This is a genomic window from Pseudomonas sp. 210_17 TE3656 (assembly GCF_054821965.1).
This window is the reverse complement of the sequence record NZ_JBTRBC010000001.1, coordinates 1508216-1524606: the sequence shown is the minus strand read 5'-3', so window position 1 is coordinate 1524606 and position 16391 is coordinate 1508216. Positions and strand designations below refer to the sequence as shown.

The 16391-nt window shown below is 61.3% G+C and carries 17 protein-coding genes; 12 read left to right on the top strand and 5 right to left on the bottom strand.

Features of this window, described 5'->3' with window-relative positions:
* The first annotated feature begins 85 nt into the window (after positions 1-85).
* Positions 86-3985, top strand: a complete 3900-nt coding sequence (gene purL / locus ACVI9W_RS07210; protein ID WP_461529607.1) for a phosphoribosylformylglycinamidine synthase — start codon at positions 86-88, stop codon at positions 3983-3985.
* 2 nt (positions 3986-3987) lie between these two features.
* Entirely contained in the window at positions 3988-4299 is a 312-nt protein-coding gene (locus tag ACVI9W_RS07205) for a YqfO family protein (RefSeq protein ID WP_157193871.1), read from the top strand.
* Between the two features lie 113 nt (positions 4300-4412).
* On the opposite strand, the gene ACVI9W_RS07200 is transcribed toward ACVI9W_RS07205, so the two are convergent.
* Both ACVI9W_RS07200 and ACVI9W_RS07195 read right to left on the bottom strand, forming a co-directional pair.
* Positions 4413-4970, bottom strand: coding sequence for a L,D-transpeptidase family protein (locus tag ACVI9W_RS07200; protein WP_461529606.1), 558 nt, complete (start codon positions 4968-4970; stop codon positions 4413-4415).
* Positions 4971-4989: 19 nt separating this feature from the next.
* Entirely contained in the window at positions 4990-5544 is a 555-nt protein-coding gene (locus tag ACVI9W_RS07195) for an NUDIX hydrolase (protein ID WP_461529605.1), read from the bottom strand.
* A gap of 133 nt (positions 5545-5677) precedes the next feature.
* On the opposite strand from ACVI9W_RS07195, the gene ACVI9W_RS07190 reads away from it, so the two are divergent.
* From ACVI9W_RS07190 to purT, 5 genes are all read left to right on the top strand, one after another.
* A complete protein-coding gene (locus ACVI9W_RS07190) occupies positions 5678-6277 on the top strand; it encodes a CoA pyrophosphatase (RefSeq protein ID WP_157193865.1) in 600 nt (199 codons plus the stop codon).
* A 43-nt stretch (positions 6278-6320) separates the two neighbouring features.
* Positions 6321-6845, top strand: a complete 525-nt coding sequence (locus tag ACVI9W_RS07185) for a gamma carbonic anhydrase family protein (protein ID WP_461529604.1) — start codon at positions 6321-6323, stop codon at positions 6843-6845.
* Entirely contained in the window at positions 6845-7057 is a 213-nt protein-coding gene (locus tag ACVI9W_RS07180) for a DUF1289 domain-containing protein (protein ID WP_038614178.1), read from the top strand. Before ACVI9W_RS07185 ends, ACVI9W_RS07180 begins: the two co-directional genes overlap by 1 nt.
* A 63-nt stretch (positions 7058-7120) precedes the next feature.
* Positions 7121-7588 carry a preQ0 transporter gene (locus tag ACVI9W_RS07175; RefSeq protein ID WP_461529603.1) on the top strand — a complete coding sequence of 156 codons (468 nt, stop codon included), beginning with the start codon at positions 7121-7123 and terminating at the stop codon, positions 7586-7588.
* 96 nt (positions 7589-7684) lie between these two features.
* On the top strand, positions 7685-8866 hold the full coding sequence (purT, locus tag ACVI9W_RS07170) for a formate-dependent phosphoribosylglycinamide formyltransferase (protein ID WP_461529602.1): 1182 nt from the start codon (positions 7685-7687) through the stop codon (positions 8864-8866).
* A gap of 104 nt (positions 8867-8970) precedes the next feature.
* Here the strand turns inward: purT and ACVI9W_RS07165 are convergent, their stop codons facing one another.
* The 3 genes from ACVI9W_RS07165 to ACVI9W_RS07155 form a co-directional block, all read right to left on the bottom strand.
* Positions 8971-10275 carry an MFS transporter gene (locus tag ACVI9W_RS07165; RefSeq protein ID WP_038614172.1) on the bottom strand — a complete coding sequence of 435 codons (1305 nt, stop codon included), beginning with the start codon at positions 10273-10275 and terminating at the stop codon, positions 8971-8973.
* Between the two features lie 277 nt (positions 10276-10552).
* Entirely contained in the window at positions 10553-11764 is a 1212-nt protein-coding gene (locus ACVI9W_RS07160; RefSeq protein WP_461529601.1) for a transporter associated domain-containing protein, read from the bottom strand.
* Between the two features lie 12 nt (positions 11765-11776).
* A complete protein-coding gene (locus ACVI9W_RS07155; protein ID WP_038614167.1) occupies positions 11777-12589 on the bottom strand; it encodes a cytochrome C assembly family protein in 813 nt (270 codons plus the stop codon).
* 196 nt (positions 12590-12785) lie between these two features.
* On the opposite strand from ACVI9W_RS07155, the gene ffh reads away from it, so the two are divergent.
* The 5 genes from ffh to rplS all read left to right on the top strand — a co-directional run bounded on the left by ffh (position 12786) and on the right by rplS (position 16341).
* Positions 12786-14162: a signal recognition particle protein gene (gene ffh, locus ACVI9W_RS07150; RefSeq protein WP_461529600.1), complete on the top strand. Its 1377-nt coding sequence runs from the start codon at positions 12786-12788 to the stop codon at positions 14160-14162.
* 236 nt (positions 14163-14398) lie between these two features.
* The gene (gene rpsP, locus ACVI9W_RS07145; protein WP_038614163.1) at positions 14399-14650 is read left to right on the top strand and encodes a 30S ribosomal protein S16; all 252 of its coding nucleotides are present in this window, start codon (positions 14399-14401) and stop codon (positions 14648-14650) included.
* A 5-nt stretch (positions 14651-14655) separates the two neighbouring features.
* Positions 14656-15192: a ribosome maturation factor RimM gene (gene rimM, locus ACVI9W_RS07140; RefSeq protein ID WP_038614161.1), complete on the top strand. Its 537-nt coding sequence runs from the start codon at positions 14656-14658 to the stop codon at positions 15190-15192.
* A gap of 3 nt (positions 15193-15195) precedes the next feature.
* Positions 15196-15948 (top strand): tRNA (guanosine(37)-N1)-methyltransferase TrmD, encoded by a 753-nt coding sequence (trmD, locus tag ACVI9W_RS07135; protein ID WP_038614159.1) that lies wholly within the window; start codon positions 15196-15198, stop codon positions 15946-15948.
* A 42-nt stretch (positions 15949-15990) separates the two neighbouring features.
* Positions 15991-16341, top strand: a complete 351-nt coding sequence (rplS, locus tag ACVI9W_RS07130; protein ID WP_010220244.1) for a 50S ribosomal protein L19 — start codon at positions 15991-15993, stop codon at positions 16339-16341.
* The last annotated feature ends 50 nt before the right edge of the window (positions 16342-16391 follow it).

Genomic DNA, 16391 nt, shown 5'->3' with positions numbered 1-16391 from the left:
GCTGTGTTGCGGGTGCCGGAAGCGACGGATTTAGGCTAGAATGCACGGCCTCTAAGCACACCCCCTTCCTGAGGCTGTCCCGACGATGTTGATCCTGCGCGGCGCTCCTGCCCTTTCTGCCTTTCGCCACGGTAAATTACTCGAGCAATTGAGCCAGAAAGTCCCCGCTGTTAGTGGTTTGTACGCTGAATTCGCTCATTTCGCCGAGGTTGACGGCGATCTGACTGCCGACCAACAGCAAGTGCTCGCGCGCTTGCTCAAGTACGGCCCGAGCGTACCGGTACAGGAGCCGAGCGGTCGCCTGTTCCTGGTCCTGCCGCGCTTCGGCACCATCTCGCCCTGGTCGAGCAAGGCCAGCGACATCGCCCATAACTGCGGCCTGGAGAACGTCCAGCGCCTGGAACGCGGTATCGCCTACTACGTCGCCGGTGAGCTGAGCGAGGCCGACGCTGCGCTGGTCGCCCAGGTCCTGCACGACCGCATGACCCAGATTGTCCTGAGCAAGCTGGAAGAGGCCGCCGGCCTGTTCAGCCACGCCCAGCCCAAGCCGATGACCTCCGTGGACATCCTCGGCGGTGGCCGCGCGGCGCTGGCCCAGGCCAACATCGATCTGGGCCTGGCTCTGGCCGAAGACGAGATCGACTACCTGGTCACCAGCTTCCAGGGTCTGAAACGCAACCCGAACGACATCGAGCTGATGATGTTCGCCCAGGCCAACTCCGAGCACTGCCGTCACAAGATTTTCAACGCCAGTTGGGATATCGACGGCGAAAGCCAGGAAAAAAGCCTGTTCGGCATGATCAAGAACACCTACCAGATGCACAGCGAAGGTGTGCTGTCCGCTTACAAGGACAACGCCTCGGTGATCGTCGGTAACGTCGCCGGCCGCTTCTTCCCGAACCCTGAGACCCGCCAGTACGGCGCGGTGCAGGAGCCGGTGCACATCCTGATGAAGGTCGAGACCCACAACCACCCGACCGCCATCTCGCCATTCTCCGGCGCGTCCACCGGTTCCGGCGGCGAAATCCGCGATGAAGGCGCCACCGGTCGTGGTGCCAAGCCAAAAGCCGGCCTGACCGGTTTCACCGTTTCCAACCTGCAGATCCCGGGCTTTGAACAGCCTTGGGAGAAGGCCTACGGCAAGCCTGAGCGCATCGTCACCGCGCTGGACATCATGATTGAAGGCCCGCTGGGTGGCGCGGCGTTCAACAACGAATTCGGCCGTCCGGCCCTGACTGGCTACTTCCGTACCTTCGAGCAGTCGGTCAGCACCCCGCACGGCGAAGAAGTGCGCGGTTACCACAAGCCGATCATGCTCGCTGGCGGTATGGGCAACATCCGCGAAGATCACGTCCAAAAAGGCGAGATCACCGTCGGCGCCAAGCTGATCGTCCTCGGTGGCCCGGCCATGCTGATCGGCCTGGGCGGTGGTGCGGCTTCCTCGGTTGCCACTGGTGCCAGCTCTGCCGACCTGGACTTCGCCTCGGTACAGCGTGAAAACCCGGAAATGGAACGCCGCTGCCAGGAGGTCATCGACCGCTGCTGGCAGTTGGGCGACAACAACCCGATCGCCTTCATCCACGACGTCGGCGCGGGCGGCATTTCCAACGCCTTCCCGGAGCTGGTCAACGATGGTGGCCGCGGTGGTCGTTTCGAGCTGCGTAACGTACCTAACGACGAGCCGGGCATGGCCCCGCACGAAATCTGGAGCAACGAATCCCAGGAACGTTATGTCCTGGCCGTCGATGCCGCCGATTTCGAGCGCTTCCAGGCCATCTGCGAGCGCGAGCGCTGCCCGTTCGCCGTGGTCGGCGAAGCCACCGCAGAGCCGCACCTGACTGTCACCGACAGCCACTTCGGCAACAGCCCGGTAGACATGCCGCTGGAAGTGCTGCTGGGCAAACCGCCGCGCATGCACCGTTCGGTTACCCGTGAAGCCGAGCAGGGCGATGATTTCGACCCGTCCGGCCTTGAGCTGAACGATTCGGTCGAGCGCGTGCTGCGTCACCCGGCCGTGGCTAGCAAGAGCTTCCTGATCACCATCGGCGACCGCACCATTACCGGCCTGGTTGCCCGCGACCAGATGGTCGGCCCGTGGCAGGTGCCAGTGGCTGACGTTGCCGTCACCGCCACCAGCTTCGATGTTTACACCGGTGAAGCCATGGCCATGGGCGAGCGTACACCGCTGGCTCTGCTCGATGCTCCGGCCTCGGGGCGCATGGCGATCGGCGAGACGCTGACCAACATGGCTGCCTCGCGCATTGAAAAGCTCTCCGACATCAAACTGTCGGCCAACTGGATGTCCGCCGCCGGTCACCCGGGTGAAGACGCGCGTCTGTACGACACCGTCAAGGCCGTCGGCATGGAGCTGTGCCCTGAGCTGGGCCTGACCATTCCGGTGGGCAAGGACTCCATGTCGATGAAGACCAAGTGGAGCGAAGAGGGTGCGGAGAAATCCGTTACCTCGCCGCTGTCGCTGATCGTCACCGGTTTTGCACCGGTCACCGACATCCGCAAGACCCTGACCCCGCAACTGCGCATGGACAAGGGCGAAACCGACCTGATCCTGATCGACCTCGGCCGCGGCCAGAACCGTATGGGCGCCTCGATCCTCGCCCAGACCCACGGCAAGCTCGGCAGCCAGGCCCCGGACGTCGACGACGCCGAAGACCTCAAAGCCTTCTTCGCAGTGATCCAGGGCCTGAACGCCGATGGCCACCTGCTGGCTTACCACGACCGTTCCGACGGCGGCCTGATGACCACCGTGCTGGAAATGGCCTTCGCCGGCCATTGCGGTTTGAGCCTGGAACTGGACACCCTGACCAGCAAGCGGGAAAAAATTGCCGCTATCCTCTTCAACGAAGAACTGGGTGCGGTGATTCAGGTGCATCAGGACGCCACTCCGGATGTGCTGGCCCAGTTCAGCGCTGCCGGCCTCGGTGAAGACTGCGTTGCAGTGATCGGTCAGCCGGTCAACAACAGCGAAGTGCTGATCCACCACATGGGCGAAGAGCTGTTCAAGGGCGAGCGTGGTCAGCTGCAGCGTCAATGGGCTGAAACCAGCTACCAGATCCAGCGTCTGCGCGACAACGCCGACTGCGCCGATCAGGAGTTCGACAGCCTGCTTGAAGAAGACAACCCGGGCCTGAGCGTCAAGCTCAGCTTCGACGTCAACCAGGACATCGCCGCGCCGTACATCAAGAAGGGCATCCGTCCTCAGGTGGCGGTACTGCGTGAACAGGGCGTCAACGGCCAGGTCGAGATGGCAGCTGCTTTCGATCGCGCCGGTTTCAACGCTATCGATGTGCACATGAGCGATATCCTCGCCGGTCGCATCGACCTGAACGAGTTCAAGGGTCTGGTCGCCTGCGGCGGCTTCTCCTACGGCGACGTTCTCGGTGCCGGTGAAGGCTGGGCCAAGTCGGCGCTGTTCAACAGCCGTGCCCGCGAAGCGTTCCAGCAGTACTTCGAGCGTACCGACAGCTTCACTCTGGGTGTGTGCAACGGTTGCCAGATGATGTCCAACCTGCACGAGCTGATTCCGGGTACCGAGTTCTGGCCGCATTTCGTGCGTAACCGTTCCGAGCAGTTCGAAGCCCGTGTGGCCATGGTCCAGGTCCAGGAGTCGAACTCGATCTTCCTGCAGGGCATGGCCGGCTCGCGTATGCCGATCGCCATCGCGCACGGTGAAGGCCATGCCGAATTCGCCAGCGAAGAAGCCTTGCTCGAAGCCGATCTGTCCGGTTGCGTGGCCCTGCGCTTTGTCGACAACCACGGCAAGGTTACCGAAACCTACCCGGCCAACCCGAACGGTTCGCCGCGCGGGATCACCGGCCTGACCAGCCGCGACGGTCGCGTCACCATCATGATGCCGCACCCTGAGCGGGTCTTCCGTGCCGTGCAGAACTCCTGGCGTCCGGATGACTGGAACGAAGACGCGGCATGGATGCGCATGTTCCGTAACGCGCGCGCCTGGGTGAACTAAGGGTGTACAAACTCGCCTTCTTCGTCCCGCCCAGCCATGTGGACGTGGTCAAGACTGCTGTGTTCGCCGCTGGCGGCGGACGCATCGGCGACTATGACTGCTGTGCCTGGCAGGTGTTGGGTCAGGGCCAGTTCCGCCCGCTGGACGGCAGTCAGCCGTTCATCGGGCAGAGCGGGGTGGTCGAACAGGTCGAAGAGTGGCGGGTAGAGCTGGTGGTGGCCGACGAGCTGATCAAGCCGGTGGTCGCTGCGCTCAAGCTCAGCCATCCTTACGAAACACCGGCTTATGAGGTCTGGCAACTCGCCGACTTCTGAGGCCTGTAAAAAAGCCGCGACCGATCTGCATCGGTCGCGGCTTTTTTGTGTCTGTCCCCGGTGGGAGCGGGCTGTCAGCTACTTCGCATCGCGGGGCAAGCCCGCTCCCACGGTCAGGGGCGAATTTCGATCATCGTGCCGTCAGGTACCAAATCCCACACTTCGCGCATGTCGCGATTGGTCATGGCGATGCAGCCTTCGGTCCAGTCCAGGGTATGGAAGAATTCTTCAGGGTATTCTTCGTCCAGCGGCGTGCCGTGGATCATGATCATGCCGCCGGGTTCTACACCTTCACGCCGGGCCCGCGCCGAATCGCTGATGTTCGGATAGGACACGTGCATGGCCAGGTTGTAACGGTCACTCTCTTTGCGCCAGTCGAGCCAGTAGAGTCCCTCAGGGGTGCGCTTGTCGCCTTCACGCAACTTCGGCCCCTTGGGCTGCTTGCCCAGCGAGATGCGGTAGGTTTTCAGCGGCGCGCCGGCGCTGATCAGTTGCAGGCGCCGTTGCGACTTGAGGACCAGGACTTTGTCGATGAGCACCGAATGCTCGGGTTTGAGCTGGAGCGGCGAGGGCGCGACCTTTTCGATCGGCTTGGTCACGATCGTTTCGGTAAACGCTGCCTGGGACACCGATGTCACACTGAGGCAGAAAAGGGCAAACAACCAGCGCATGAAACGATATCCCTGAAAACTAGGTGTTGGGTGACGAGGCGAGCATTGGCGACAGGCATTCGCTGCCAATCGGGTAGGACTGCTCGATGCGGTCACGATAGTAGCATTTTAGGGTACGACTGACGGTGCGGAAAGCCAGCTCGTCCCATGGGATGTCACTTTCATCGAAAAGCCGCACTTCCAGGCTTTCGACGCCGATGGCAAAGTCCAGGTCGGCAAGTTCGGCGCGAAAGAACACATGCACCTGGTTGATATGCGGCAAGTCGAACAGCTGGTACAGGCTCATCTGCCCGACGCGGGCGCAGGCTTCCTCGACGGTTTCGCGGCGGGCGGCCTGCTCCAGGGTTTCACCGTTCTCCATGAAACCGGCGGGCAGGGTCCAGTAGCCGCGGCGTGGCTCGATGGCCCGGCGGCACAACAGCACCTGACTGCCCCAGATCGGTAGCACGCCGGCGACGATATTGGGGTTCTGGTAATGGATGGTATGGCAGTGATCGCAGACATAACGCAGGCGGGTATCGCCCTCGGGAATACGCTGAATCACCGGATTACCGCACGCGCTGCAGAATTTCATGCTTTTATTCCTATAGGTTGTGCTTATCTTGGCGCGACTTTCGCCGCGGCTGCAAGCCGGTTCACCTCGGGGCTTGGGCGGCTCGCGGCTTTGGTGCATCATGCAGGTCATGCTTTGGAATCGAGAGAGAGCAATGCTGGACGAGCTACTTCGCCGCGTGAGCAGTCATACGCCGGGCACCCTGGAAACCGATCGTCGTTTTCCCGAGGCCGCAGTGTTATTGCCAATTACCCGCAGCGAAGAGCCTGAGCTGGTCTTGACCTTGCGCGCCAAGGGCTTGTCGACCCATGGTGGCGAAGTGGCTTTCCCCGGCGGGCGCCGCGACCCGGATGACCCCGATCTGGTGTTTACCGCCCTGCGCGAGGCCGAAGAAGAAATCGGCCTGCCGCCAGGCCTGGTGGAAATCATCGGCCCCTTGAGCCCGCTGATCTCGTTGCATGGCCTGAAGGTCACGCCTTTCGTCGGCCTGATCCCCGATTATGTCGAGTACCAGGCCAATGATGCTGAAATCGCCGCCGTGTTCACGGTGCCGCTGGAGTTCTTTCGCCAGGACCCGCGCGATCACACCCACCGTATCGATTACCAGGGGCGCAGCTGGTACGTGCCCAGCTACCGCTTTGGTGAATACAAGATCTGGGGGTTGTCGGCGATCATGATCGTCGAACTGGTCAACTTGCTTTACGATGCCGACATCAATCTGCACAAGCCGCCTGAGCGCTTCATTCCAATTTGAGCGGGTTCACCCGCCGCCACTGCCGCACCGTGAGGAACCACGCATGAAATACCGTCTGGGCGACCTGCGGGTCGAAACCCATCCACGCAGTTGGGCGGCGCCCACTGCCACACTGATCGGTAAAGTACGCCTGCAGGCGGGGGCCAGTGTCTGGTTCGGCGCGGTACTGCGCGGCGACAACGAACTGATCGACATCGGTGAGTACAGTAATGTTCAGGACGGTACGGTGATGCATACCGACATGGGCGCGCCGCTGACCCTGGGTAAAGGCGTGACCATCGGTCACAACGCCATGTTGCATGGCTGCAGCGTCGGTGATTACAGCCTGGTCGGCATCAACGCGGTGATTCTCAACGGTGCGCGCATCGGCAAATACTGCATCATTGGCGCCAACGCGCTGATTCCAGAGGGCAAGGAAATTCCCGACGGCTCGCTGGTGATGGGTTCGCCAGGCAAGGTCGTGCGTGAACTGACCGAAGCGCAGAAGAAGATGCTTGAAGCCAGTGCCGCGCATTACGTGCATAACGCCGAGCGCTATGCCCGCGATCTGGCCCCGCAGGAGGATTGATGAGTAGTACTGAGCGTCCGGTCGCCTCGCCCTGCGTGCAAATCTGTGCCCTGGACGAGGCTGACATCTGCACCGGCTGTCAGCGCAGCGCTGCGGAAATCACCCGCTGGGGCCGAATGGACAACAGCGAACGTCGCCAGGTGCTCAAGCTGTGCCACGAGCGGGCTGTGGCGGCGGGGCTGATCTTTAGCGTCAGTGGCGCGCCATGCTGATCCGCCACTTGGCCGCGGGCGGCTGCTCAAGTACCCTGTAGGGCTTGCCCAGCGGTCTATTCCATGCCTTTTCTGATTGCCTACATCAGCAGTGTCGTGCTGATCAACTACGCCTTCTCCAGTGCCCCGCACCTGGACGTCATCTGGTCCGCCTGGGGCGGGCTGGTGTTTATCCTTCGGGACATGGTGCAGACCCGCTACGGTCACGGTGCGCTTATCGCCATGCTGGTCGCGCTGGTGCTGTCCTATGTCACCTCCGAGCCTGCCATTGCCCTGGCCAGTGCCAGCGCCTTCGCGGTCTCCGAACTGATCGACTGGCTGGTCTTCAGCATTACCAAGCGGCCGTTGCACGACCGCCTGTGGCTGAGCTCGGCGCTGAGCATCCCGATCGACACCTTCATCTTCTTCGGCATGATCGGTGCCTTGACCCCGGCTGTGGCCGGCACCGCCCTGGCCTCGAAATTCGCCGGGGTCACCGCGGTGTGGCTGATCATGGCCTGGCGTCTGCGCAAGACGGCCATCACTGGCTGAGGCCCAGCGGTCCGGTTGATGTAAAATGGCGCTCCTTTTCACCGGACTGGCCTGATCATCGGGCAGTCCTGGAATCCTTCCCTCTGAGGACCTGAAATGACCCGTATCGGAACCCCATTGTCGCCGACCGCGACCCGCGTACTGCTCTGTGGCTGTGGCGAGCTGGGCAAGGAAGTGGTGATTGAACTGCAACGCCTGGGCGTTGAAGTGATTGCCGTGGACCGTTACGCCAATGCCCCGGCCATGCAAGTGGCCCATCGCAGCCATGTCATCAACATGCTCGATGGCGCAGCACTGCGGTCAGTGATCGAGGCCGAGAAGCCGCACTACATCGTGCCGGAAATCGAAGCCATTGCCACCGCGACCCTGGTCGAGCTGGAAAACGAAGGCTTCAACGTGGTCCCGACCGCACGTGCCACGCAGCTGACCATGAACCGCGAAGGCATTCGCCGTCTGGCGGCCGAAGAACTGGATCTGCCAACCTCGCCTTACCACTTTGCCGATACCTTCGAGGACTACCGCAACGCCGTCGAAGACCTGGGTTTCCCGTGTGTGGTCAAACCGGTGATGAGTTCCTCGGGCAAGGGCCAGAGCCTGCTGCGCAGCGCTGATGATGTGCAGAAAGCCTGGGACTATGCCCAGGAAGGCGGGCGTGCCGGCAAGGGTCGGGTGATCATTGAAGGCTTCATCGACTTCGACTACGAAATTACCCTGCTGACCGTTCGTCACATCGGCGGTACTACGTTCTGCGCGCCGGTTGGTCATCGCCAGGAGAAGGGCGATTACCAGGAGTCCTGGCAGCCGCAAGCCATGAGTCCGGTGGCTTTGGCCGAATCCGAGCGGGTGGCCAAGGCGGTCACTGAGGCGCTGGGCGGTCGTGGTCTGTTCGGGGTCGAACTGTTCATCAAAGGTGATCAGGTGTGGTTCAGCGAAGTGTCGCCACGTCCGCACGATACCGGTCTGGTGACCCTGATTTCTCAAGACCTGTCGCAGTTCGCCCTGCATGCGCGGGCAATCCTTGGCCTGCCGATCCCGCTGATTCGTCAGTTCGGTCCGTCTGCCTCGGCGGTGATTCTGGTTGAGGGTCAATCGCAGCAGACGGCATTCGCCAACCTTGGCGCCGCGTTGAGCGAGCCGGATACCGCCATTCGCCTGTTCGGCAAGCCTGAAGTCAACGGTCAGCGTCGCATGGGCGTGTGCCTGGCGCGTGATGAGTCGATCGAGGCTGCGCGGGCCAAGGCGACCCGGGCTTCTCAGGCGGTCAAGGTAGAACTCTAAACCTTGAGGGCCTCATCGCCAGCAAAGCTGGCTCCCACAATAGTCCTGCTGAATCCTGTGGGAGCCGGCATTGCCGGCGATAGGGCTGCCTGAAGCCCTCGCTGTTAAAGCTCCGAATGCCGGGTCTCTTTCAGGCACAACACGGCAATCAGGCTCAATACAGCCGCCGCCGACACATACCCGCCAACCCAGCTCAAGCCACCCATCGCCACCAGCTTCTGGGCAAAGAACGGCGCCGCCGAAGCCCCGACGATACCGCCCAGGTTATATGCCGCCGAAGCGCCGGTATAACGCACATGGGTCGGAAACAGCTCAGGCAGCAGCGCGCCCATCGGCGCGAAGGTCACGCCCATCAAGAACAGCTCGATGGCCAGGAACAGCGCCACCCCGGCAGTGGAGCCCGAGGTCAGCAACGGCTGCATGGTAAAGCCCGAGAGAATCGCCAGCACTGCGCCGACAATCAGCACCGGTTTACGCCCGTAGCGATCGCTGAGCCAGGCTGATAGCGGTGTGGCCAGGGCCATGAACAGCACCGCAAAGCACAGCAGGCCAAGGAAGGTTTCGCGGCTGTAACCCAGGGTCGACACGCCATAGCTGAGCGAGAACACCGTGGAGATGTAGAACAGCGCGTAACACACCACCATGGCCGAAGCCCCCAGCAAAACCGGCATCCAGTAGTGCGAGAAGAGTTCGATCACCGGCATTTTCACCCGTTCGTGACGCGCCACGGCCTTGGCGAAAATTGGCGTTTCTTCGAGTTTAAGGCGCACATACAGGCCAACGATCACCAGCGCCGCGCTGAGCAGGAAAGGAATCCGCCAGCCCCAGCTACGGAACTGCTCGTCCGTGAGGGTCATCGCCAGGGTCAGGAACAGACCATTGGCGGCCAGAAAACCAATTGAGGGGCCCAGCTGCGGGAACATGCCGAACCAGGCCCGTTTGCCTTTCGGTGCGTTCTCGGTGGCCAGCAGCGCGGCGCCGCCCCATTCGCCACCAAGACCCAGGCCCTGGCCGAAGCGCAGTACGCAGAGCAGGATCGGTGCCCAGGCGCCAATGCTGTCATAGCCCGGCAGCACACCGATCAGCGTGGTACACACGCCCATCAGCAGCAGCGAGGCGACCAGGGTCGATTTGCGCCCGATACGGTCACCGAAATGGCCGAACAGGGCAGAGCCCAGAGGGCGGGCGAGGAAGGCGATGCCGAAGGTGAGGAACGCCGAGAGCATCTGCGCGGTGCCGGAGGTCTGCGGGAAGAACACCGGGCCGATTACCAGCGCGGCAGCGGTGGCGTAGACGTAGAAATCGTAGAACTCGATGGCGGTGCCGATAAAGCTGGCGGTGGCCACCCGTGCCGGCGAGTTGCCGGGGCTGGCCTGGGCCGTTTCGGAGTAGGTGCTGCTGGTCGTCATGCGATTATCCCTGACAGTCGAGTGCTCCATGGACGCCTTTGCCGGCCTGCACGGGCAGGCATCAGCACACAGGCGCCGCAAGCGGGAGCCGAAGCGTATTGTTGTTGGTCGCGTGACTGAGCATACGCCCGTTGGGGATAGGGGCGGCGCAGGCAATGTTCGGGGTGTGAAGCAATGCCGGAAAAGCGCGCTATTCAGTTGTGCGGGCTGGCCGGGAGACGCTGGGAGCGGGTAGCAAGCGAGACGGCCAGGCTGGGTAAGCGTGACCGCAGTATAGCTAGCGAGTCACGGTCCAGACCAGTATGCGGCTGGCACAATTGTCTTCTGTTTCGAGGATTTCCAGGCGATAACGGCCGATCTTCAGGCATACCGCACTGGCCGGAATGCTTTCCAGCGCTTCGGTGACCAGGCCGTTGAGGGTCTTTGGCCCGTCGCTGGGCAGGTGCCAGCCGAGGCTGCGGTTAAGCTCGCGAATCGATACGGTGCCTTCGATGACAAAGCGCCCGTCGCCCTGCGGGTGAATGTGCGGGTTGTCCTGGTGGTGCTCGTCTTCGAATTCGCCGACGATCTCCTCGAGAATGTCTTCGAGGGTGACGATGCCCAATACCTCGCCATATTCGTCAACCACCACGCCGAGGCGCCGTTGCTGCTTGTGGAAGTTGAGCAACTGCAATTGCAGGGGCGTGCTTTCCGGGACGAAGTAGGGGTCGTAGCAGGCTGCCTGCAGGGCCTCGCGGGTCAGTTCGGCCTTGGGCAGCAGGTGACTGATCAGCTTGGTGTTGAGGATGGCTTCGACCTGGTTGATGTCGCTGTGGTACACCGGCAGGCGGGTGTGGCGGCTGATGATCAGTTGCTCGATGATCGCCTCGATCGAGTCGTCGAGGTTGATACCGTCAACGTCGTTGCGCGGCACCAGGATGTCATTGACGGTGATCTTGTCCAGCGCCAGCAGGCTTTCGGGCAGATTCAGGCGATGGTCGGCGTGCAGGTGTTCTTCCGCGTCGGCATCGTCATCCTGCTCGTGCAGGCTCACCGCATGCGGCTGGATGCGAAACGGGCGCAGCAGCAATCGTGCGCAACCATCGAGCAGCCAGGCCAGGGGCTGGAGCATCTTGAGCGGTGCTTTGAGCAGGCTGTTGCCCAGGGCAATGAAGGTGTGCGGATTGCGCCGGGCCAGTTGCCGTGGCAGGTATTCAGCCAGCACCAGCAGTACGACAGCGGCGGTCAACCCGGCCAGCCAGAAGCCGTGTTCACCGCTGTAGCGCTGACCCAGCAGGCAGGCCAGGGCCAGCACCAGCAGTTTGCCCAGGGTCGAGCAGAGCACCAGGGCCTGCGGCGCGACCGCCAGTTCCGGGTGTTCGTCGGTCAGGCCGTTGCGCCGGGCGCTATTGAGTTGTTGCTGGGCGGCGTCCACCGCAGTGAACAGCGCCGACCAGAGCAGGGCCAGTACCAGTATGCCAAGCAAGGGGCCTAACGGCAGCGCGTCCATTAACTGTGCCCGTCAGATATGCAGGATGAATTCGCGTACCAGCTTGCTGCCGAAGTAGGCCAGCATCAGCAGGCAGAACCCGGCCAGGGTCCAGCGGATTGCCTTGTGACCGCGCCAGCCCAGACGGGTGCGGCCCCACAGCAGCACACTGAAGACTATCCAGGCCACGCAGGCCAGCAAGGTCTTGTGCACCAGGTGCTGGGCAAACAGGTTGTCGAGGAACAGCCAGCCGGAAATCAGCGACAGCGACAGCAGCCCCCAGCCGGCCCAGAGAAAGCCGAACAGCAGGCTTTCCATGGTTTGCAGGGGCGGAAAGTTCTTGATCAGCCCCGAAGGGTGCTTGTGTTTGAGCTGGTGATCCTGAAGTAGCAGCAACAGCGCCTGGAACACGGCGATGGTGAACATGCCGTAGGCCAGGATCGACAGCAGAATATGCGCCAGAATCCCCGGTTCTTCGTTGATCAGCGGCACCGTGCCCGGTGGCGCGAACTGTGAAGTCAGCGCCGTCAGCATGCCCAGCGGGAACAACAGCAGCAGCAGGTTTTCCACCGGAATGCGCAGGCAGGCCAGCAAGGTCAGGGTAATCACCGCTGTGGCGATCAGACTGGCGGCACTGAAAAAGTCCAGGCTCAGGCCCAAGGGCGTGAGCAACTGCCAGAACAGTGCCGTGCCCTGAGCGACAACCGCCAGCGCGCCCAGCAGGCCGAGCAGGCGCTTGTCGGCCTTGGCGCCTTGCGCCAGGCGGGAGCCTTGATAGAGAGTCGCGGCGGCATACAGGCAGGCGGCGATCAGGTTGGGTAGCAAACTGGGTGACAAGGGGAGCATAAGTCCTGTTAGGCAAGCCCGAAAAGAATTGAGTTTGGCATAGAACGCGCCTGCCAAGGAAGACTGCCAGCCGACGGCGAGGTGTGCGCTTGCCCGAGTCTTCGTTATAATCGCCGATCTGCCCCTGCCCAAGGCCCGTCGAATACGCCAGAGGCAGCTGATAAACCTCGGTTCTACAGAGCCTGAAAGGATCACCATGTTTGAAAACCTGACCGACCGTCTGTCACAGACGCTGCGCCATGTCACTGGCAAGGCCAAGCTGACCGAAGACAACATCAAAGACACCCTGCGTGAAGTGCGTATGGCGTTGCTCGAGGCTGACGTCGCCCTGCCGGTGGTCAAGGATTTCGTCAACAAGATCAAGGAGCGCGCAGTCGGCACCGAGGTGTCGCGCAGCCTGACCCCGGGCCAGGCATTCGTGAAGATTGTCCAGGCCGAGCTCGAAGACATGATGGGTGCGGCCAACGAAGAGCTGACGCTCAACGCCGCGCCGCCAGCTGTGGTCTTGATGGCCGGTTTGCAGGGTGCGGGTAAGACCACCACCGCAGGCAAGCTGGCGCGCTTCCTGAAAGAGCGCAAGAAAAAATCGGTGATGGTGGTGTCGGCTGACGTCTACCGTCCGGCGGCGATCAAACAGCTGGAGACACTGGCGGGCGATATCGGCGTTACCTTCTTCCCGTCCGATATCAGCCAGAAGCCAGTGGCCATCGCTGAAGCGGCGATCCGTGAAGCCAAGCTGAAGTTCATCGACGTGGTCATCGTCGACACCGCCGGTCGTCTGCACATCGACGCCGAGATGATGACCGAGATCAAGGACCTGCACGCCGCGGTCAAGCCGATCGAGACCTTGTTCGTGGTCGACGCCATGACCGGCCAGGATGCGGCCAACACCGCCAAGGCGTTTGGTGATGCGCTGCCGCTGACCGGTGTGATCCTGACCAAGGTCGATGGCGACGCCCGTGGCGGTGCCGCGCTGTCGGTGCGGGCCATTACCGGCAAGCCGATCAAGTTCATCGGTATGGGCGAGAAGAGCGAGGCGCTCGAGCCGTTCCACCCCGACCGTATTGCTTCGCGCATCCTTGGCATGGGCGACGTGCTCAGCCTGATCGAGCAGGCCGAACAGACCCTCGACAAGGAAAAGGCCGACAAACTGGCCAAGAAGCTGAAGAAGGGCAAGGGCTTCGATCTCGAAGACTTCCGTGACCAGTTGCAACAGATGAAGAACATGGGCGGCCTCGGCGGCCTCATGGACAAGCTGCCAAGCATCGGTGGGGTCAACCTGGCGCAGATGGGCAATGCCCAGGGCGCAGCCGAAAAGCAGTTCAAGCAGATGGAAGCGATCATCAACTCCATGACCCCGGCCGAGCGCCGCGACCCTGAGCTGATCAGCGGTTCGCGCAAGCGTCGGATCGCCATGGGCTCCGGCACCCAGGTGCAGGATATCGGTCGCCTGATCAAGCAGCACAAGCAGATGCAGAAGATGATGAAGAAGTTTTCTGCCAAAGGCGGCATGGCGAAAATGATGCGCGGCCTGGGCGGTATGATGCCCGGCGGCGGCATGCCCAAGCTGTAACCCTATTCAGGTCGTCGGCGCGAATGCGCGCCGATGATCGGAACCCCGCCCTCGGCGGGACACTGTTGCCTTATATAAGGCAGCGTTATTCGCAAATCTGCAGGCAGGCCTATTTGCCCCCGGTAAAAAGGCATTTGCAAAAGTCCGGATATTCCTTGAGAATATGCGGCCTTTCGGGCACCCGTGTGCCCGCTGTGCATTATGATTTGCAGCACCGACTACAGGAACGATGTTCAATGCTAACCATCCGTCTTGCCCGTGGTGGCTCTAAAAAGCGCCCATTTTACACCCTGACCGTGACCGACTCGCGTAACCCGGTTACCGGTTCGCACATCGAGCAGGTTGGTTTCTTCAACCCTATCGCTCGTGGTCAGGAAGTTCGTCTGTCCGTTAAAGAAGACCGCGTTGCTCACTGGCTGAGCGTTGGCGCACAGCCGTCCGAGCGCGTTGCTCAACTGCTGAAACAAGCTGCCAAGGCTGCTGCCTGAGCACGATGAGCGCGACGCCAGAAAAAGCTGATGACTTGATCGTTGTCGGCAAGATTTTTTCGGTTCACGGCGTTCGCGGCGAGGTGAAGGTCTTTTCCTTTACCGATCCGATTGAAAACCTGTTGGATTACCGTAACTGGACGCTTCGGCACGAAGGGAAGGTAAAACAGGTCGAGCTGGTCAGTGGCCGTTCCACTCAAAAGGACCTGGTCGCCAAGCTCAAAGGCCTCGACGATCGTGATGAAGCACGTCTTCTGAGCGGTTATGAGATTTGTATCTCGCGTAGCCTTTTGCCCAACCTGCCTAGCGACGAGTACTACTGGTACCAGTTGGTAGGTCTGAAAGTCATCAACCAGGACGAACAGCTGTTCGGCAAGGTTGATCACCTGTTGGAGACCGGCGCGAACGATGTAATGGTGGTCAAGCCCTGCGCGGGCAGCCTGGATGATCGTGAACGCCTGTTGCCCTACACAGAGCAATGCGTGTTGAAGATCGACCTGGTTGCAGGCGAGATGAGGGTCGAATGGGATGCGGACTTCTAAGCAATGGCCAGCCTGCGCGTAGATGTCATTACGTTGTTCCCCGAGATGTTCTCGGCCATCAGTGAGTACGGCATTACCAGCCGCGCGGTAAAGCAGGGGTTGTTGCAACTGACCTGCTGGAATCCGCGGGACTACACCACAGATCGTCACCATACGGTGGATGATCGGCCGTTTGGCGGTGGTCCGGGCATGGTGATGAAGATCAAGCCTCTGGAAGACGCCCTGGTACATGCCAGGCAGGCAACCGGAGAGGCGGCGAAGGTGATTTACCTGAGCCCGCAAGGCCGCAAGCTGACTCAGTCGGCGGTCAAAGACCTGGCGAAGCACGAATCGTTGATTCTGATAGCCGGTCGTTACGAAGGCATTGACGAGCGTTTTATTGAAGCTCATGTCGATGAAGAGTGGTCGATTGGCGACTATGTCTTGTCTGGTGGCGAGCTACCGGCGATGGTCCTGATTGATGCGGTTACGCGACTGCTGCCCGGAGCTTTAGGGCATGCGGACTCGGCGGAGGAAGATTCCTTCACCGATGGTCTGCTTGATTGCCCGCACTACACCCGACCGGAGGTGTATGCGGATCAGCGTGTTCCCGACGTGTTGCTTAGTGGCAACCATGCACACATCCGGCGATGGCGTTTACAGCAGTCCCTTGGGCGGACCTATGAACGACGCGCCGATCTTCTGGAAAGTCGCTCACTTTCTGGAGAAGAGAAGAAGCTGCTCGAGGAGTATCTCCGAGAGCGGGACGATAGTTAACGTATCGATGGTAGATCCGACGATTTACCTTAGGAGCACAGCATGACCAACAAAATCATTCAGCAGATCGAAGCTGAGCAGATGTCCAAAGAGATCCCGACCTTTGCCCCGGGCGACACCATCGTCGTTCAGGTGAAAGTGAAGGAAGGCGATCGTTCGCGTCTGCAGGCTTTCGAAGGCGTTGTAATCGCCAAGCGTAACCGTGGTCTGAACAGCGCTTTCACTGTTCGCAAGATCTCCAACGGTGTTGGTGTAGAGCGTACTTTCCAGACCTACAGCCCGCAAATCGACAGCCTGGCCGTGAAACGTCGTGGTGACGTGCGTAAAGCCAAGCTGTACTACCTGCGCGACCTGTCCGGTAAAGCCGCTCGCATCAAGGAAAAACTGTCCTGATGACAGTTTGACCGGCGGCTGCGGCCGCCATGCGAAAAAAGCAGCCTTCG